Genomic DNA, 17,189 nt, shown 5'->3' on the forward strand with positions numbered 1-17,189 from the left:
GCCTCAACCTTCTTACCGTAGGGCTGGGTTTTACTGCGGAGCAAGCCGTTTTCAATCTACCCGGTTGATCTCTTCCAATAGCCAGGGATCCACCGGCTGGCCATCCCAACGCTTTAGGTCGATGCGAATCCCCATCGCCGCAGAAGAGCCGGCAGGGGGCAGTTCCTGGTGAAACGAGATCTCATAGTCAGACGGGTTTTGGCCATGCTGCCGCAGCCAGGTCTCCACCTTAGCAGGAGCAAAGTAGGACTGCCCTTGCTCGAACAGGCGCGTGATTTCCAGGCCGAAGCAAAGGGGGTTGAAGCGGGCCATAGGTTAGGCAGCGTCTGCTGTTTGAGCGTCGTCGGCTGCGGATGGGGGGGGAGCCATCTCTGAGGTGGGTGTATCGGCTGTGGCGACCGACTCGGCTTTGGGCTCAGCCGCGGCTGCTGTTCGGGAAGCCTTGGGAGTGGCAGCAGCCGTTGTCCCGCGGGTGGCTTTCTCCAGCTCTTGGGCCTCTTTGTTCAGTTGCGCCTCGAACTCTCTGGAAGCATCCTGCAGGCTGCGCAGGGTTTTGGCCAGCGTGCGACCAATCTCCGGCAGTTTGCGGGGCCCAAAAACCAAGAGAGCCACCGCAAAGATGACCAACATTTCCGGCAGTCCAACACCCAAAAAATTCATGAGCCTCGGCAGAGTACGGTTTGGTCGGGATCCCTTCCCTAGACTGACATTTTCTCGCCGCGGACTGCAAGTAACTGCCGGCTCTCCTCATCTATCCGATGGCTCTGGTGTTTTGCTCTCAGCTCATCCAGGCCAACCTCTCCCTGGCCGGCCAAGTCAAAATGGTAGAATTGCATCGTTAATCAATCAATGTCCTTCATTGGCCTAGGCTTGCCCATGCTCCAAACCCTACAAAAGCTCCTCGGGGATCCTAACGATCGGAAGATCCGGCAGTACCGTCCTGTCGTCAAGTTGATCAACTCGCTGGAGATCGAGATCGCCTCTCTTTCGGATGCGGAGCTCAAGGCCAAGACCACAGAGTTTCGCCAGCGCTTGGACAGAGGAGAATCTCTGGACGATCTCTTGCCGGAGGCGTTTGCCGTGGTGCGGGAGGCCGCCAAGCGAGTTTTGAACTTGCGCCATTACGACGTACAGCTCATCGGCGGCATGGTGCTGCACGAAGGCCAGATTGCCGAAATGAAAACCGGCGAGGGGAAAACCCTGGTCGCCACCCTGCCTGCCTACTTGAACGGCCTGACTGGGAAGGGGGTTCACATCGTTACCGTCAACGGCTACTTGGCCCGTCGGGACTCGGAGTGGATGGGGCAGGTGCACCGTTTCTTGGGCCTGACGGTCGGTCTAGTGCAAGAGGGCATGTCACCCGAAGAAAAGCGCCGCAGCTACAACTGCGACATTACCTACTGCACCAACAGCGAGCTGGGCTTCGACTACCTGCGGGACAACATGGCCACCGATATCAAGGAGGTGATGCAACGGCCCTTTAACTACTGCATCATCGACGAGGTGGACTCAATCCTTATCGACGAGGCCCGCACTCCCCTGATCATCTCCGGTCAGGTGGCTCGCCCCTCCGAAAAATACCTGCGGGCAGCCCAGGTGGCGCGGGAGCTGATCCGAGATGAACACTATGAGGTGGATGAAAAAGCCCGCAACGTCATCCTTACCGACGAGGGGTTTGAAGCCGCCGAGCGGTTGCTGGGGGTCTCTGACCTGTTTGATCCCAAGGATCCCTGGGCGCACTTTGTCTTCAACGCCGTGAAGGCCAAAGAGCTCTTCATCAAGGATGTCCACTACATCGTCCGCAATCAAGAGGTGGTGATCGTGGACGAGTTCACCGGGCGGGTGCTCCCCGGCCGCCGCTGGTCTGATGGGCTGCACCAGGCGGTGGAGGCCAAAGAGGGGGTGCCGATTCAAAGCGAGAGCCAAACCCTGGCCACCATCACCTACCAAAACCTTTTTCTGCTCTATCCCAAGCTTTCCGGCATGACGGGCACGGCTCGCACTGAGGAGGCCGAGTTCGGCAAAACCTACAACCTGGAAGTTACGGTGATCCCCACCAACCGACCCATCCGCCGCAAAGATGCCCCCGACTTGGTGTACAAGACCGAAAGGGGCAAGTGGCAGGCGGTTGCCGAGGAAATTGCCCACATGCACGCCCAGGGGCGCCCCGTCCTTGTGGGCACCACCAGCGTGGAAAAATCCGAACGCCTCTCGGCCATGCTCAAGGAAATGGGGATCCCCCACAACCTCCTCAACGCCAAGCCAGAAAACGTGGAGCGGGAGGCGGAGATCATTGCCCAGGCGGGGCGAAAAGGCGCTGTAACCATTGCTACCAACATGGCCGGTCGAGGCACGGACATCATCTTGGGAGGCAATGCGGAGTACATGGCCCGCCTCAAGCTGCGGGAACGGCTGATGCCCAAGCTGGCTCAATTGGACGCCGACAACCCCTTGGGATCCGTTCAGATGGTGGGACGGGGGGGTGGCCAGGGATTTGGTGGGACAGCACCCAAGCCGAAAAAATCCTGGACGGTGGTCTCCCCCAATTTTTACCCCTGTGAGCTGTCGGCCCGCACCAACCAAGCTTTAGACGAAGTGGTGGCAGCAGCCGTGACCAAGTATGGGCTGAACCGTCTGCCAGAGCTGGTGGTGGAGGATCTCATCGCAGTAGCTTCCGAGAAAGCGCCGGTGCAGGATCCGCTAATTTTGCAACTGCGGGAGGTTTACAACAGCATCAAAGCCGAGTACGAAAAAATTACTGAGGCCGAGCACGAAGAGGTGGTGAGGCTGGGGGGCCTGCATGTGATCGGTACGGAGCGCCATGAATCCCGCCGTATCGACAACCAGCTGCGGGGCCGCGCCGGGCGACAAGGGGATCCCGGCTCCTCGCGGTTTTTCCTCAGCTTGGAAGACAACCTGCTCAAGATTTTCGGTGGCGAGCGGGTAGCCAAGCTCATGGACATGTTCCGGGTGGAGGAGGATATGCCCATCGAGCACCCGCTGCTCAGCAGCAGCCTGGAGAATGCGCAGAGAAAAGTGGAAGTATACTACTTCGACATGCGCAAGCAGGTGTTCGAGTATGACGAGGTGATGAACAACCAGCGGCGGGCCATCTACTCAGAGCGGCGGCGCATCTTGGAGGGGGAAAACCTCAAGACCAAGATCCTTGACTATGTGCGCAAAACCGTTGGCGAGATCGTGCGAGCGCATGTCAACCCAGAGCTGCCCCCGGAAGAGTGGGAAATTGACAAGCTGACCGCCAAGATGCAGGAGTTTGTGCCGCTCCTGAAGCAAAACCTCAAGGTTGAAGACCTGCAGGATCTCTCCTACGAGCAGATCTTGGACTACCTGATCAAGCAGGCAGAGCTGGCCTATGAGGCCAAAGAGGCTTTTCTGGATACCTTTGAGCCCGGTTTGATGCGCAAGGCAGAGCGCTTTTTCCTGTTGCAACAGGTGGACACCCTCTGGCGGGAACACCTGCAGCAGATGGAGGCGCTGCGGGAAGCTGTGGGCCTGCGAGGCTACGGTCAGAAGGATCCCCTGATCGAGTACAAGAACGAGGGCTACGAGCTGTTCCTGGAGATGATGGACAACATCCGCCGCAACACGGTGTACAACCTATTCATCTTTACTCCCCAAATTGTGCAAGTGCCCCAGGCATCGCGACCGGCTCCGGCACCCACTGCGGCTGCCAGCCCTGATCCCAGCTCTGCTTCAGGGGTGGTGGAAGCCGATTTCACGGAAGAATAATTGGCGTAGAGAGAAGTCAGCGGGGGAGCATGACTCTAGTCAATGATAAGCTCAACTATACTGAAAATAATGTATAATATGTTCAGTACGGATTACTACCAGTTGATCTTTCTGTTTACTTTCGAGTCTGCCAACATGGTAGCCAAAGCAAAGCAGAAAATTGGTAGTAAGACGACACGGAAACTGCGCTTTGGGTATTCTACTCAAAGCTTTGCGGGATACCGCCATTCTGTTTGGAAACAAACAGAATGCTATCGCTGCATAGTTGAACAGTGATGTTCAGCAGTGTTCAGCGTAAATGTATCAGGAGGATCTGTCGTAATGCCTCTTTCAGTTGTGGGTACTGGAAGGTAAAGCCCATCTGCAAAGCCGCTTGCGGGATCACTTTCTGCCCCGTCAAAACCACTTGAGCTGCCTCGCCCAACAGCAGTTCCAACGCCAGCTCCGGCACAGGCAACCAAGAGGGGCGACCCAAGACCTGGCCTAAGGTTCGGCAAAACTCTTCCATCTGCACCGGGTTGGGAGCGGTGGCGTTGAACACTCCGGATCCCTGCTCCAGCAGGAAGCAGACCAAGCTCACCCAATCCTCGCGGTGGATCCAAGACAGCCATTGTTTGCCGGAGCCGATCGTTCCGCCGATAAAGAACTGAAAGGGGGCCAGCATCTGCCCCAGCGCTCCTCCATCCGGACCCAACACAATCCCCGTGCGCAGGATGGCCAAACGGATCCCCAATTCCTCAACCGGCCGGGCGGCAGCTTCCCAAGCTTGACAGACTTCTGCCAGAAAATCTTGGGCCGGGGGATCCGTCTCTGTTAAGGGTTCTCCTGCCGGATGGGATCCGTAGTAACCCACCGCCGAGCTGCTGATCATCACCTGGGGCTTTTGGTTGAGGGAGGCGAGGGCTTGGACAAGGGCCTGGGTGGTTTCCACACGGCTACGACGGATTTCTTTTTTCTTGGTCTCTGTCCAGCGAGAAGAAGCCAAAGGCTCTCCGGCCAAGTTGACAATCCCCTCGTACCCTTCCAGGGCGGCTGCCCAGGCTTGCGGTTGGTAGGGATCGTAGGGCAGCAGCTTGAGGTTGGGGGATTCCCCCAAAATGCGGCGGGCCTGCTCCAGGCGGCGGGTCAAGACCAAAACCTGATCCCCTTGCTCCAGCAGACGGGCCACCAAGCGACGCCCGATAAAACCACTTCCACCCGTGATGACAATGCGCATGATGTGGATCCGACTTGCATCTGCACAAGCCCTGTGCCGCCCTTGTCCTTTGAACGGTGCAGAGCCTTTCCGCTATTCGAACCTCTAGCCTAGCGCGTTTCCTGCCCCGCGTTGGCCATTGCCTGGGATCCCGCCATCCGTTTGCTGAGCTTGGCGAAGTGGCAGAGCCCAAGAAAGCCCAAGAATAAAAATGTTTTGCGGCAAAGCGTAAACTACCCGACTCCGACCGCTAAGCGGTACGGAGCGGGCTTTCAGCAGCCCTGAGCCTGCTTTGCTCTACCAGAGAACAAAACAGGCCCGAACCTCTAGGCTGGTTTACGACAGCCCCCAAAAGCGCAATCACATTCGCACCATTAAAGTCCGCATCCCCTTCCCATCCACAGTGTCCACACTTGAACGACTTACCACTGCGGTAGGATTGCGCAGGGTCGGGATGGATGTGCAGGCACTTGTGGCAGGTCTGGCTGGTGTAGGCGGGCGGCACCAGCACCACAGTCACCCCCGCAACTCTCGCCTTGTATTCCAGAAACTGCCTCAGTTGGTAGAACGCCCAACTGTTGGCCCGCCTACGCTCTGTCTTGCTGCGTGGCTGTTGATTGACCCTTTCCCGGATCCCCGTCAGGTCTTCCAGAGCGATAGCGCTGTTGGTAGCTTTTGCCCTAGAGACAACGGCTTTGGAGATGCGATGATTGACCCACGTTTGAAAGCGTCTCTCCTTGCCAGACAGCCGTTGCAACAGTTCTCTGCATCTGCGCCGCGAACTGCGTGTGCCCTTACTGGCTTTGCGTTGGAGTGCCGCCCTCAATCGGGAGTAGTGGTCTCGAACTCGGCTCAACTGCTGTCCATTCCAGTTGTCCCCTTCTGAGGTATGAGCGATATCCGTCCTTCCAAAGTCCACCCCGATCACCTTGTCGGCATCTTGTTGCTTGGGTGGCTTCTCCTCTACGCAAATCTGGATGTAATAGGAGCCGTCCTCCCGCTTGACCAGGGTGGCGGCTTTGGGGTTGGAACCAGCCAGTATTCCACGCTGGTAGTTGCCAATGGCCAGTCCAAAGCGCTCTCGCCCTTCCACCGTGGTCAGCGACACCGTCCAGTCTTTCTCGCGGAACGAGAAGATACGTGCGTCGTAGGTAACGAACCTACGCTTGAACTCTTTAACTGGACGGTTGTGCTGTCTCGCCACTTTGCGAGCGCCTGCCACCCGTCTGCAGGCCTGCTGGGCCAAGTTGCTAGACAAGCCGAATCGGGCGCGAATCTCGTAGTAGCAAAGGGATTGCAGTTTGACCGCATTGACGATCTTCTCCGGCGTGTTCTGGTTGACCCAGTTCAGTGCCTGCACAAAGGCATCCATCGTCGCGTCCAATTTAGCGGCTTGCGACTGGGACACCTTGAGCTTGCAGGAGATGGTCAGGACTTGGCTCATAGGTTCATTGTACTTCATCAAAGCGCATTCCTCCCGACACTGACCCTACGGGTACAGTGCGGGGCTCCTGCGCTAGTAAGCTGACACACCTGGAAAAATCGGCTTCAATAGGCCCTAGCTGCGCTTCTTGGCAGCAGAGGTGGTTCATCGTCCCCCTATTTTCTTCCCTTCACCCGTGACACCCAAGTCTTCTTCCCGTACCCCGGCTCGCCACGTGTCTATGCGTGCAGAGCAGGTTGCTGGGCCGCGGCTGGACATCTCTGTTGCTCCACGAGTGCATCGCTCCCAAGGGCAGGGATCCCTGGTTCGGGCAGGGTTTCCCTCCTCTCTCCCAATTTCCGGTCGGCGGACGATCCCTGTCCAGCGCTCCCGCCGGCGCGGACGGCAAGAACCTGGCCACGAGCCTCAAGTCTGGGAGATGGCCTGTCACATCGGGGTGAATGTCTTGTTTACGGCGGCTGCCCTCAGTGGTTTGTATCGCCTCTTGCCGGTGCAGTTGGCCCAGCATCACCGGCTCCAGGTTCTGGAGCGGCATATCGAGGTCTTGTCCACTCGGATTTCTCGGCTGCAGGAGGGGGTGGATCGAGGTATGGATCCCTTGCAGCAGGAGGCCCTGATCAAGGAACGGCTGAATCGGGTGCCACGCAATCAAATTCAGGTGCGTTTGGTGGATCCCAGTACCTGGGTGGCGGACGACGAGAAGAACACCCACCCTTCCTGGATCGGGCAGTCCACCCAGCCGTCTGCCAGGCCGTAGGCTGCCTCTGCCTAGGCTTGTTTGAGAAGCAAGGCCACCTCTTTGGCAAAGTAGGTGAGGATGATATCGGCGCCAGCCCGCTTCATGGCCAGCAGGGATTCCAACATCACTTTTTTGCCGTCGATCCAGCCTTTTTGTTCGGCGGCTTTGATCATGGCGTACTCGCCGCTGACGTTGTAGGCAGCCACGGGCAGATCCGTCGATTCCTTAACTCGGTAGATGATGTCCAGGTAGGCCAGGGCCGGCTTCACCATCACCATGTCCGCCCCCTCGGCCTCGTCCAGCTCCACCTCTTTGATGGCTTCCCGAGCATTGGCGGGATCCATTTGATAGCTTTTCTTGTCTCCCGATTTGGGCGCGGATCCCAGGGCATCGCGGAAGGGACCGTAGAAGGCAGAGGCATATTTGGCAGAGTAGGCCAGGATCGCCACATCGGTATAGCCTTGGTCGTCCAGGGCCTCCCGAATGGCGCCGACACGACCGTCCATCATGTCCGAGGGGGCCACAATGTCGGTTCCCGCCTCTGCTTGGGAGAGGGCTTGCTTGACCAAAACTTCCACCGTCTCGTCGTTGAGGATCACCCCATCCCGCACAATGCCGTCGTGGCCGTCGCTGTTGTAAGGATCCAAGGCCACATCGGTTACCACCAAGATCTCGGGAATTTCCTGTTTAATCCGCCGCACCGCCCGCTGGATCAAGCCTTCCGGGTTGAAGCACTCCTGCCCGGTGGGATCCTTTTTCTCTTCCGGCACCACCGGGAACAGGGCCACCGCCGGGATCCCCAGTTGAGCGGCTTCTTCCACCTCCTTTAGCAGCAGGTCTAGGGTGTAGCGGTAGCAGCCGGGCATCGACTCCACTTCCTGCCGCTGGTTCTCCCCCTCCATGACAAACAGGGGATAGATCAGATCCTGCACCCGCAGGTGGGTTTCCTGCACCATCTGGCGGAAGGCCTCTGTGCGCCGCAGCCGACGGGGACGGTAGATCAGGTCTTGGCTCATGAGAGCAGGGGGAAAGAGGGCGTTTCTATTTTGCCATGAGGTCGGTAGGGGCTGAGCTGGTCGTCCGGCGAGAGGCGACATCCGGGGCAGAGGGAAAATGCCGAGCCAGCCAGCGGCGAAGGGTCTCTTTTACCGCTTCGGCTTGGCAGTCGTGCAAAAGATCGTGGCGCGACCGGGGAAAATCGTGGATTTCTCCCTGGGGCAGCCGACGGGCAAAATCCACAGCTCCCGCAGGATTGACGACGATATCGGCGGAGGTGTAAAGCAGCAAAACCGGCAGGCAGAGCCGATGGGCTTGATCAAGGCAGCGCTGTCCACTGCGCACCAGTTCGGCTGTAAATCTGGCCCGCGTCACACCGCACATGTAGGGATCCGCCGCAAAGGCGGCTTGCTGCTCGGGTAGGGAAGTCACCCGCGCCGGCTCGTAGAGGCCGGTCAAGGCCAGCTGGGGAGCAACCCTGTCCAAAACTTGCAAAAGGGCGTGGGTCAAAGGGGTGAAATAGTGGTCGATGCGAAAAGCGGGAGAGATGAGGATCAGGCCCTGCACCTGGCCGGGATGGGCAAGGGCATATTCCGTAACCCAGTTGGCCCCCGCGCTATACCCACACCAGATCTGCGGGATCCCTTTCTGCGGCCAAATCTGCTGCGTGATCCTCTCCAGATCGGCTTGATATTGGCTGAAGCGGTCGATCCAGCAGCGGATCCCGCCGGAGCGACCAAATCCCCGCATGTCAGGCGCCAAAACCTCCCACCCTTGAGCAGCCAACTCGCCGGCCAAAGGGCAAAACCCGCCGCCGTGATCCCCTTTGCCGTGCAAAAGCAACACCCTTCCACAAGGGGATCCCTGGGGCCAGTGGTGCAGAAAAGCCGGGATCCCATCGGAAAGCAGCAACTCCTGGGGCCGATAGATCCCCGACGAAGGTTGCGGCTGAGCTCCCGACCGCCCATCCAGAACCTCTGAGTGGCCTAACCGATCAAAAGGCATGGGCAAATCCAACACACGTCCGGCAAGACCGGCAAAGCCGCAAATTATATCTTCCTATGTCCCGGTCGCCCGCGAGCGCTGCCGCCGCTGAGGAGCGGCAATCTTTGTTTCCAGTCCAAAATATTTCTTAACAATCTCTGCTCTTGCCGGGGATCCCCGACATGCCGGGCTTTGCAGCCTTTTCTGAGGATGGGATGAAAGGATCTCTCGGGGGGAGACTGGGGCCATTTGCGGGAAAAAGGCCCTCTGAGAGGTATGATGTTGTGAAGAAGTTTTGCGGGGTCTCAGGTTTGACGGGATCCCCTCTCTGGGGTGGTTCACCCTTGTTTTACGATTGCCTTATCGCTTCATCAGTTCACTCAGTCGGAAACGGGTTGCTGAAACTATGCTGTTACTGAAAATCTCTGTTTACGCGGTTGTCATCTTTTTTGTGGGGCTTTTTGTGTTTGGTTTTTTGAGCAACGATCCCTCCCGTAACCCCAACCGTCGAGACCTGGAGTAGGGGATCCCGCCTTGGGCAGCTTGCGAACTCCAGTGATAACTGGCTCATCGCTTGAGGGAGCATGCCTCTGGCCCTGTTTTTGCCGAACCTTGCTGGTTGCCCTAGCTATGGGAGAACGGATGCCCAGGGAGCTCCTGCTGGCGGGGTAGCGACAAAGTTGCTGCTGGTCATGGGTTGCAGCAGCGGTGAGCGAGATTCAGTCTTGTTGCAACTCCGTCCCGCTGGCACGACCTGTGGCGGCCATTCCCCTCTGGAGTGAATGGCCTCGCCTCAGAGCTGGCAACTCGGCTGGCTCACTGGAAGGCGGTAATCAGCAATGTCTGGGATCCGGAGCGATTCTGTTGGTCAAACGCGGTAATCCGGAACTGCCAAACGCCGATGGGATCCCCGAGGGCAACGCGGAAATCGGTACTGAAGCTACAAAAGGTGGCCCCAGGGTTACAGCCGGCCTGCTGTGGGCTGAAGAATTCCCTTTGCACGCGCACGCCACTGGGGTTGAAAGTTTCCAGCTCGAGGAACTGCGTTGGACGAGCACCACCCGGCACACTCACCTGCACCGTGAAGGCCGGCGTGGAGGTGCCCACCCGCACCGAGGTGGGCGCATTGATAAACGAAACCGTTGGGCCTTGGGGTGGGGGCAGGATCGAACCCCCTGAGCTGCCGCCATCTCCACAGGCAGCCAGCCCGGTTGCCAAAAAGCCGGTGGCCAAAAGGGTGAGAGCAGTCCGTTGCATCCCGCAGTTCCTCACGCAAACCCATCCATCCTGGCAAGACTTGACCAGAATCTGTACCACCGCTTGAGCGGCACAGCTCTAAGTTACTTTTCTAAGTTACTTTCTGCCTCTGCAGCTTGAGAAAAGATGCGCCCCGACCCAAATCTGCATGGGCCTTTGCGCACAGTTGGTTCCTCCGCTTCAGAGCAGCAGCAAGCGCCGCAACAGCAACGCTATCACCGCAACAAAGCTGGCCACGATGATCTGTCCCGGCAGAGTATAGCCGGAGTAAAGCCCTATCAACCTCAGCAACTCCCCATTCCAGGGTTGTGTGGCCAAAAGGTAGAGAATCCCGGTCAGGTGAACCAAGGCCAAAGCCACCAAGCTGCCGGATCCCAACTCTTGGAGGCCCACCGGGGAGTCAGGGATCCCTCCTGCCAACCGCTTCCCATCGACGGCACGTTGGCGGGCCAGAGGAGAAGGGGGTGGATAAGGATCCCGTTGCGGAAAAGCAATTGTCCCGCAGGCCCAAGCTCCTGGCAGAAACCCCAGCAAGTAGCCAAAGGCAGGCTGGTATAGGTACTGCCACCCTCCCCCTTGGGCAAACACCTGTAGCCCTGCCAGCCCCAGCCCCAGATAGACGATCTGGGCGCACACCGCCGCCACCGGCCCCGCCAAACAAGCCGTCAGCAACACGCCCCCAATTTGCAGCGAAAAGCTGTATCCCCCCAACCCAGGCAGCCCGGGCGGAAAACTCAAATGGGTTAGGGTGCCCAAAATGGTCAGGAGGACCCCAATCGCCGTCCAAAGCCATTCCAGAGGAGTTAAGAGCAAGCCAGACCGCATAAACCGAGAGGAAATTTTTCCCTATGCTAAGAAAGGGAAGGGGCAGATGGGGTGGGCAAAAGGTGGTCAAGGCAGAGTGGATTGAACTGGCCCAGGCCCTGGCCGATGCTGCCGGAGCGGTGATTCGCCCCCTGTTTCGCGGAGAACTGCAAGCCGAATACAAAGAGGCCCGCTCCCCAATTGTGACGGTGGCCGACCGGGAGGCAGAGCGGGCCATGCGAGCTTTGCTGATGGCCCAAGTGCCAGAACACAGCATCCTTGGCGAAGAGTTTGGTTTTCACCAGACGGGATCCCTCTACACTTGGGTTCTGGATCCCTTGGATGGCACCATCGCCTTTTCCACCGGCAAGCCCACCTTTGCCACTTTGATTGCCCTCTTGGAAGAAGACCGCCCCATTTTGGGCATCATCGATCAGCCGGTGTTGCGCGAACGCTGGCTGGGGGTACGGGGACAGCCCACTCAATGGATAACCCCCTCCCACCGGCAAGCCGTCCGAGCCAAGGCCAATACCGACCTCAGCCGCGCCTACTTGAGCTGTACCACCCCTGATTTGTTCACCCAACCCGACCAACAACGGTGCTTCCAGGGGCTCAGCCAAGCAGTTCACATTACCTCCTATGGGGGCGATGGCTACCAGTACGGCCTGCTGGCCAGCGGCTGTGTGGATCTGGTGATGGAGTGTGGCCTTGCCCTCTACGATTTTGCTGCCCTTGTGCCGGTGATTGAGGGATCCGGTGGCGTGATTACCGATTGGCGAGGGGATCCCTTAACCCGCACCTCCACGGGAGAAGTGTTGGCGGCAGCCAACCCCAGCTTGCATCGACAGGCCCTGGCCGCGATTCAAAAAAGCGGGATCTACCCAGCGAAATAAGCAGGCTCATTGCCAGGTTTCCACTTGATGTTGCAGCCCAGGCTGGGCTTTTGGTCGGGATCGATGGGCTTGCCGGCCAGAAGGTTATCCAGCGCCGCCCGCAAATCTTTGCCCGTCACCGGCACATCGGTCAGGCTGGGACGGCTGTCGTCCAGTTGACCCCGATAGACCAACTTGCGATCCGCGTCGAACAAGAAAAAGTCGGGGGTGCAGGCGGCGGTGAAGGCTTTGGCCACCTCTTGGGTTTCGTCGTAGCAGAAGGGGAAGGTAAAGCCCAAGGTCTCGGCCATCTTCTTCAAGTTCTCTGGGCTGTCATCCGGGTATTTCTCCACATCGTTGGCGCTGATGGCTACAATGCCAACGCCGCGATCCTTGTAATCTCTGCCAAGGCGGGCCAGCTCCTCTTGCACGTGCTTCACATAGGGACAGTGCTGGCAGATGAACATCACCAGCAGGGCCGGCTTGTCGGCAAAGGTGGAGAGGGAGATGGTTTGGCCGCTCACCACATCCGGCAGGCTGAAGTCAGGGGCTGGGGTGCCCAAAGGCAGCATGGTTGAGGGGGTACGGGCCATAACAAACCTCCGGCGTAAGGTTTCCTCAATCATTGTGGATCATCCTGCTGATACATTCACGCTGAACTCTCCTGAACATGGTTCAGGAAAGAAGCGATCGCATCCTGCCTATCTCTGAGCAGGAAGGCGGTATCCCGCAAAGCCCTGAGGAATACCCCCCGAGCGCTTTCCCCCTTCACTTCCCGGCAACCGTTGCGGTGGACTCAAGGATCAGGGGGAAACTTGGTCTACTATATCCCTCTCAATGACTTTTGCCAAACCGCCTAAAGCTCAGTAAATTCAGCAAAGTTCAGGGTTTTGGGGGTTAGAGGCATGCTCCCACAGGAGCCGTCGCAAGGGGATCTTGCCGGCAAACGGGAGCGCCGGAAGGGATCCCAAGCAGGCCGGGGACAGCTTTTACAATTGGATAAGGTTGGCAACAAGATTGTTGGGGAGCTGAGCCTTGAGCACCGCCGTCTTACCTGCTGCTCCTTTGGTGGATACTCACGTCCACCTCAACTACCCCGATTTTGCCGCGGATCTGCCCCAAGTGGCCGAGCGCTGGCGTCAGACGGGGATCCGGCGTTTGGTGCATTCTTGTGTAACACCGGCAGAATTCCCCCAGTTGCAGGCCATTGCCGACCAGTATCCGGAAGTATTTTTGTCGGTGGGGCTGCACCCTTTGGAGGCGGGCCAGTGGCAGCCCGATTTGGCCGAAAAGATCGCCCACCTGGCCGCCAGCGACGAGCGAGTGGTGGCTATCGGGGAGACGGGCCTGGATTTCTACAAGTCCAACCCGGCGGATATCGAGCGGCAAAAAGAATCCTTCTGGGCCCAGATTGCCATTGCCCAAGCGCAGGATCTGGCGTTGATCGTCCATTGCCGCGAGGCGGCAGCAGCCACCTACGCCATCCTCAAGGAGGCCATGGCCACGGGGGGGCCAGTGCGGGCGGTGATGCATTGCTGGAGCGGATCCCCGGTGGAAACCCGGCAGTTTGTGGAGCTGGGCTGCTACATCAGCTTCAGCGGCATTGTTACTTTCAAGAACGCCGAGACTGTCCGCCGGTCGGCCTTGGAGGTGCCCCTATCCCAGCTTTTGGTGGAAACCGATTGCCCTTTTCTGGCTCCCACCCCCTTCCGCGGCAAACGCAATGAGCCGGCCTATGTGCAGCGGGTGGCCCAAACCTTGGCGGAGCTGTTGGGAATCCCGCCGGAAAAACTGGCAGAAGAAACCAGCCAGAACGCTGCTCGCCTGTTTCGGTTGCCTCTCCCCTAGCTCTGCTTTCCGAGGGCGCGGGTGAGCCGTAGGCCATTCCCGGCTCCAGATCTCAGGCGATTCCAACCCGGGAAACCCTGAGTTACCGTTTTTAACTTTTTCTTTAACTTTTCTTTTGAACTCCGACTGCTCTTCTCAAGGGCATCCTATGCTGGAAAAAAGGGATGTATTTTTAGGTACTTTCCGCTAATTCCAGGGGCTAGGGGCTTGCAACTATGGATACTGAAACGTGGGCTGCCGCAGCTCGACCCAGCCGAGATGCCCTCATCAACCGCATCACCCACCAGATTCGGCAATCCCTGGAGCTGGATCAGATCCTGAGGGCGACGGTGGAGGAGGTGCGCGCCTTTTTGGGTACGGATCGGGTGAAGGTGTACCGCTTCGACCCGGAAGGGCATGGGACGGTGGTGGCGGAAGCACGAGGCGGGGAGCGGCTGCCCTCGCTCTTGGGGCTGACTTTTCCGGCAGGGGACATTCCCGAGGAGGCGCGGCGGTTGTTTCGCCTAGCTCAGGTGCGGGTGATTGTGGATGTAGAGGCGCAGAGCCGTTCCATCAGCCAGCCGGAGTCTTGGGGGTTGTCTGCTAGGGTTCCTCTGGGCGAGCCGCTGCAGCGGCCCGTGGATCCCTGCCATGTTCACTATTTGAAATCCATGGGGGTGGCCTCTTCCTTGGTGGTTCCCCTGATGCATCACCAGGAGCTATGGGGGCTGTTGGTCTCCCATCATGCTGAGCCTCGTCCCTACTCCCAAGAAGAGCTGCAGGTGGTGCAGTTGCTGGCGGATCAAGTTTCCATTGCCATTGCTCAGGCGGAATTGCTGGAGCAAGCGCGGCAAAAGGCGCAGCAGGAACGCCTAATCAACCAAATTGCTGCCCTGGTTTATTCGCCCCTACACCCGGAGACGACCTTGACCACGGTGCTGGAGCAGCTTGCTGCCGGTTTGCAGGGGATCGGGGCACGGCTGCGGATCCACTTTATGGGCGCAGACACCCTCTGTTGTCATGGCGTGCAACCCCCGGCCAGCTACGACACCTGGCTACAGGAGCAGCTCGGAAGGGCCGGAGGAGCGGGGGGCTGGGTCAAGATGTGGTCGCTCTCCCACTTGGAGAAATGGCCGGAGCTGCAAGAGCAGATGAAGCAGACACCCATTCGTGGCCTGCTGGTGGCCCAGCTCGCCTGGAATGACCAGCCGGTGGGCTGGCTGAGCGTGTTTCGCGGGGCCGTTTACCAAGAAACCCACTGGGCGGGCTACCGTTGGTTTACCCAGGGGGATCCCAGACAAGAACTGCCTTTGATCTCTTTTGCTGCCTGGCGGGAGCTGAAAATTGACGAGCCTAAGGCTTGGTCAGCTGCAGAGCAAGAGCTGATGAGTCGGGTCGGGGTACATTTGGCCCTGTCCATTACGCAAAATCAGCTCTACCGGCAGTTGCAAACCCTCAACGCCCGTCTGGAGCAGGAGGTGCAGGAGCGGACGGCGGCCCTGCAGCGATCTCTGGCTATGGATGCCCTCTTGCAGCGGGTCACCGACCAGGTGCGCAGCAGTTTGGAGGAAGCCCAGATCCTGCGGGCAGTGGTGCAAGAATTGGCTCTGGGGTTGCCCATTCAAGGTTGCGATCTCTGTCTCTACGATTGGGCATCTGGCCAGGCGACGGTGCGCTATGAATACACCTCTGCTCTACCACCTGCCGGTGGGATCACCCTGACCTTGGCCGACTACCCCGATCTTTACCGGCACCTGCAAGGGGGTCAAGCGGTGCAATTCTGCCACTTGCCTGGGCAGGGCTGGATCCCCCGTCGGGAAGGGCTGACCCTGCTGGTGTGCCCGCTGCGGGATGACCAAGGGGTGCTGGGGGATCTCTGGCTGGCGAAGCCGGCAGCCAAGTGCTTTGATGAACTGGAGGTGCAGGTGGTGCAGCAGGTGGCGGATCACTGCGCCATTGCCATCCGCCAGGCCCGCCTCTACCAGGCTTCTGTGCAGCAAATTGGTGAGCTGGAGCGCCTCAACCGCCTCAAAGATGATTTTTTGAGCACCGTCTCCCACGAGCTGCGCACCCCCATCACCAACATGAGGATGGCCATCCAACTGCTGAAAACCGCCCGCGCCCCCCAAAAACGAGAGCAATATCTCAAGATCTTGGAGCAGGAGTGTGAGCGGGAGGCGGAATTGGTGAACGACCTGCTGGATCTGCAGCGGTTGGAGCAGGGATCCAAAACGCTCCATCTGGAAGAAGTGCCGCTGGCAACCTGGCTGCCCAGCGTGCTGGAGCCGTTTCTACAGCGGGCCCAGGTCAACCAGCAACGGTTGCAGTGGCAGATCGCGCCGAATGTGGGCAAGGTGCTCACCGATCAAGGTGGCCTGGAGCGGGTGGTGCAGGAGCTGGTCAACAACGCCTGCAAGTATACTCCCCCAGGGTGCAGCATCTGGGTAACAGCGCAGCGGCCCGGCCCGCAGCAGGTGGAAATCCGGGTGATCAACGAGGGGGTGGAAATTTCCCCTGCCGAGCAGGAGCGCATCTTCGAGAAGTTCTACCGCATTCCCAGCGGGGATCCCTGGAAACGGGGCGGCACCGGCCTGGGCCTGGCTTTGGTCAAGCAGTGGATGCAGCGGTTGGGGGGCAGCGTCTCAGTGGAGAGCTCTCAAGGCAAAACCTGCTTTACCCTGGTGTTGCCGCAGGGATCCCTGCCTGTGCAGACCTCACCCCTAGCCCACAACTGTGCCTAGCCACATGAGCAATGCCCACTCAGAAGCGTTGCGTTTGGCCGCCGAGCAGTTTAACCGGGGGGAATTTTACGCCTGCCACGACACCCTAGAGGCCCTGTGGATGGAGGCAGTGGATCCAGAGCGGCGCTTCTACCAGGGGCTTTTGCAAACCGCCGTGGCCTACTATCACCTGCAAAACGGCAACCGCCGCGGCTGCATGATCCTGTTGGGGGAGGCCAACCGCAAGCTGGCGGACTTTCTGCCCACCTACGCCGGATGGGATGTGCAAGCCCTGTGGCAGGCTAACCAGGGCATCCTGCGGCATCTTTCTCAACTGCAACCCCAGGATCCCCTGCCTTACCTGGCCATCCCCACCCTGAGTTGGGTTGAAGACTGACCTGAGCAGGCCCAACAGCGGCGCTAGCGCTTGGAGCGACGGGCTTTGCGCTCAACTTCGTTGCGTCGCCGCCGATCCCGCCAGTCGATGAAGGTAATGTAGCCAACGCCCAGGGTTACGGCTGTCAACAGCAAAAAGATGCTTCCGTAGGCGATGCGGGCGACCAAGGGAAGATCGGTTTCCATGGCTTGAGTGGGGGTAGCC

Annotated in this window: 17 protein-coding genes; 7 read left to right on the top strand and 10 right to left on the bottom strand. The window is 59.0% G+C overall.

The genetic code is table 11. The features are described 5' to 3' along the window. Positions 1–51: 51 nt before the first annotated feature. Both CYB_RS11635 and CYB_RS11640 read right to left on the bottom strand, forming a co-directional pair. A complete protein-coding gene (locus tag CYB_RS11635; RefSeq protein ID WP_011434011.1) occupies positions 52–312 on the bottom strand; it encodes a hypothetical protein in 261 nt (86 codons plus the stop codon). A gap of 3 nt (positions 313–315) precedes the next feature. Next, positions 316–660, bottom strand: a complete 345-nt coding sequence (locus CYB_RS11640; protein ID WP_011434012.1) for a TatA/E family twin arginine-targeting protein translocase — start codon at positions 658–660, stop codon at positions 316–318. 216 nt (positions 661–876) lie between these two features. Between CYB_RS11640 and secA the strand changes: the two genes are divergently transcribed. Then, positions 877–3,750, top strand: a complete 2,874-nt coding sequence (gene secA, locus CYB_RS11645) for a preprotein translocase subunit SecA (protein ID WP_011434014.1) — start codon at positions 877–879, stop codon at positions 3,748–3,750. A gap of 289 nt (positions 3,751–4,039) precedes the next feature. On the opposite strand, the gene CYB_RS11655 is transcribed toward secA, so the two are convergent. Together CYB_RS11655 and CYB_RS11660 are read right to left on the bottom strand one after the other, a co-directional pair. After that, the gene (locus tag CYB_RS11655) at positions 4,040–4,966 is read right to left on the bottom strand and encodes a thylakoid membrane protein ThyD (RefSeq protein ID WP_011434015.1); all 927 of its coding nucleotides are present in this window, start codon (positions 4,964–4,966) and stop codon (positions 4,040–4,042) included. A gap of 229 nt (positions 4,967–5,195) precedes the next feature. Further along, positions 5,196–6,389, bottom strand: coding sequence for an RNA-guided endonuclease InsQ/TnpB family protein (locus tag CYB_RS11660; RefSeq protein ID WP_011434017.1), 1,194 nt, complete (start codon positions 6,387–6,389; stop codon positions 5,196–5,198). A gap of 220 nt (positions 6,390–6,609) precedes the next feature. On the opposite strand from CYB_RS11660, the gene CYB_RS11665 reads away from it, so the two are divergent. Further along, positions 6,610–7,146 carry a hypothetical protein gene (locus CYB_RS11665; protein ID WP_238376986.1) on the top strand — a complete coding sequence of 179 codons (537 nt, stop codon included), beginning with the start codon at positions 6,610–6,612 and terminating at the stop codon, positions 7,144–7,146. 11 nt (positions 7,147–7,157) lie between these two features. Here CYB_RS11665 and hemB read toward each other — a convergent pair whose 3' ends face one another. Both hemB and CYB_RS11675 read right to left on the bottom strand, forming a co-directional pair. Continuing rightward, a complete protein-coding gene (gene hemB / locus CYB_RS11670; RefSeq protein ID WP_011434019.1) occupies positions 7,158–8,144 on the bottom strand; it encodes a porphobilinogen synthase in 987 nt (328 codons plus the stop codon). Between the two features lie 25 nt (positions 8,145–8,169). Continuing rightward, the gene (locus CYB_RS11675) at positions 8,170–9,129 is read right to left on the bottom strand and encodes an alpha/beta hydrolase (RefSeq protein WP_148202764.1); all 960 of its coding nucleotides are present in this window, start codon (positions 9,127–9,129) and stop codon (positions 8,170–8,172) included. Between the two features lie 385 nt (positions 9,130–9,514). Here CYB_RS11675 and CYB_RS11680 point away from each other — a divergent pair, with 385 nt between their 5' ends. Next, positions 9,515–9,631, top strand: coding sequence for a photosystem II reaction center protein I (locus CYB_RS11680; RefSeq protein ID WP_011434021.1), 117 nt, complete (start codon positions 9,515–9,517; stop codon positions 9,629–9,631). Between the two features lie 293 nt (positions 9,632–9,924). Here CYB_RS11680 and CYB_RS11685 read toward each other — a convergent pair whose 3' ends face one another. Together CYB_RS11685 and CYB_RS11690 are read right to left on the bottom strand one after the other, a co-directional pair. After that, positions 9,925–10,365: a hypothetical protein gene (locus tag CYB_RS11685; RefSeq protein ID WP_049749596.1), complete on the bottom strand. Its 441-nt coding sequence runs from the start codon at positions 10,363–10,365 to the stop codon at positions 9,925–9,927. Between the two features lie 180 nt (positions 10,366–10,545). After that, positions 10,546–11,190 carry a biotin transporter BioY gene (locus CYB_RS11690; RefSeq protein WP_011434023.1) on the bottom strand — a complete coding sequence of 215 codons (645 nt, stop codon included), beginning with the start codon at positions 11,188–11,190 and terminating at the stop codon, positions 10,546–10,548. A 23-nt stretch (positions 11,191–11,213) separates the two neighbouring features. Between CYB_RS11690 and CYB_RS11695 the strand changes: the two genes are divergently transcribed. Further along, the gene (locus tag CYB_RS11695; protein WP_011434024.1) at positions 11,214–12,062 is read left to right on the top strand and encodes an inositol monophosphatase family protein; all 849 of its coding nucleotides are present in this window, start codon (positions 11,214–11,216) and stop codon (positions 12,060–12,062) included. Here CYB_RS11695 and CYB_RS11700 read toward each other — a convergent pair. Then, positions 12,047–12,634 carry a thioredoxin family protein gene (locus CYB_RS11700; RefSeq protein WP_041437584.1) on the bottom strand — a complete coding sequence of 196 codons (588 nt, stop codon included), beginning with the start codon at positions 12,632–12,634 and terminating at the stop codon, positions 12,047–12,049. The two genes, CYB_RS11695 and CYB_RS11700, sit on opposite strands and share 16 nt — an antisense overlap. A 442-nt stretch (positions 12,635–13,076) precedes the next feature. Between CYB_RS11700 and CYB_RS11705 the strand changes: the two genes are divergently transcribed. From CYB_RS11705 to CYB_RS11715, 3 genes are all read left to right on the top strand, one after another. Beyond that, a complete protein-coding gene (locus CYB_RS11705; protein WP_238376788.1) occupies positions 13,077–13,889 on the top strand; it encodes a TatD family hydrolase in 813 nt (270 codons plus the stop codon). A 215-nt stretch (positions 13,890–14,104) separates the two neighbouring features. Next, positions 14,105–16,609: a sensor histidine kinase gene (locus CYB_RS11710; protein WP_011434028.1), complete on the top strand. Its 2,505-nt coding sequence runs from the start codon at positions 14,105–14,107 to the stop codon at positions 16,607–16,609. Positions 16,610–16,613: 4 nt separating this feature from the next. Further along, positions 16,614–16,985 (top strand): DUF309 domain-containing protein, encoded by a 372-nt coding sequence (locus CYB_RS11715; protein ID WP_011434029.1) that lies wholly within the window; start codon positions 16,614–16,616, stop codon positions 16,983–16,985. A gap of 23 nt (positions 16,986–17,008) precedes the next feature. Here the strand turns inward: CYB_RS11715 and CYB_RS14985 are convergent, their stop codons facing one another. Continuing rightward, positions 17,009–17,170 (bottom strand): hypothetical protein, encoded by a 162-nt coding sequence (locus CYB_RS14985; protein ID WP_011434030.1) that lies wholly within the window; start codon positions 17,168–17,170, stop codon positions 17,009–17,011. Positions 17,171–17,189: the final 19 nt, after the last annotated feature.

Source organism: Synechococcus sp. JA-2-3B'a(2-13) (assembly GCF_000013225.1).
Classification (GTDB): Bacteria; Cyanobacteriota; Cyanobacteriia; order Thermostichales; family Thermostichaceae; genus Thermostichus.

Excerpts from the sequence above, each read along its gene's own strand:
- CYB_RS11635 (WP_011434011.1), bottom strand. The coding sequence starts at position 312 with ATGGCCCGCTTCAACCCCCTTTGCTTCGGCCTGGAAATCACGCGCCTG.
- CYB_RS11640 (WP_011434012.1), bottom strand. The coding sequence starts at position 660 with ATGAATTTTTTGGGTGTTGGACTGCCGGAAATGTTGGTCATCTTTGCG.
- secA (WP_011434014.1), top strand. The coding sequence starts at position 877 with ATGCTCCAAACCCTACAAAAGCTCCTCGGGGATCCTAACGATCGGAAG.
- CYB_RS11655 (WP_011434015.1), bottom strand. The coding sequence starts at position 4,966 with ATGCGCATTGTCATCACGGGTGGAAGTGGTTTTATCGGGCGTCGCTTG.
- CYB_RS11660 (WP_011434017.1), bottom strand. The coding sequence starts at position 6,389 with ATGAGCCAAGTCCTGACCATCTCCTGCAAGCTCAAGGTGTCCCAGTCG.
- CYB_RS11665 (WP_238376986.1), top strand. The coding sequence starts at position 6,610 with ATGCGTGCAGAGCAGGTTGCTGGGCCGCGGCTGGACATCTCTGTTGCT.
- hemB (WP_011434019.1), bottom strand. The coding sequence starts at position 8,144 with ATGAGCCAAGACCTGATCTACCGTCCCCGTCGGCTGCGGCGCACAGAG.
- CYB_RS11675 (WP_148202764.1), bottom strand. The coding sequence starts at position 9,129 with ATGCCTTTTGATCGGTTAGGCCACTCAGAGGTTCTGGATGGGCGGTCG.
- CYB_RS11680 (WP_011434021.1), top strand. The coding sequence starts at position 9,515 with ATGCTGTTACTGAAAATCTCTGTTTACGCGGTTGTCATCTTTTTTGTG.
- CYB_RS11685 (WP_049749596.1), bottom strand. The coding sequence starts at position 10,365 with ATGCAACGGACTGCTCTCACCCTTTTGGCCACCGGCTTTTTGGCAACC.
- CYB_RS11690 (WP_011434023.1), bottom strand. The coding sequence starts at position 11,190 with ATGCGGTCTGGCTTGCTCTTAACTCCTCTGGAATGGCTTTGGACGGCG.
- CYB_RS11695 (WP_011434024.1), top strand. The coding sequence starts at position 11,214 with ATGCTAAGAAAGGGAAGGGGCAGATGGGGTGGGCAAAAGGTGGTCAAG.
- CYB_RS11700 (WP_041437584.1), bottom strand. The coding sequence starts at position 12,634 with ATGGCCCGTACCCCCTCAACCATGCTGCCTTTGGGCACCCCAGCCCCT.
- CYB_RS11710 (WP_011434028.1), top strand. The coding sequence starts at position 14,105 with ATGGATACTGAAACGTGGGCTGCCGCAGCTCGACCCAGCCGAGATGCC.
- CYB_RS11715 (WP_011434029.1), top strand. The coding sequence starts at position 16,614 with ATGAGCAATGCCCACTCAGAAGCGTTGCGTTTGGCCGCCGAGCAGTTT.
- CYB_RS14985 (WP_011434030.1), bottom strand. The coding sequence starts at position 17,170 with ATGGAAACCGATCTTCCCTTGGTCGCCCGCATCGCCTACGGAAGCATC.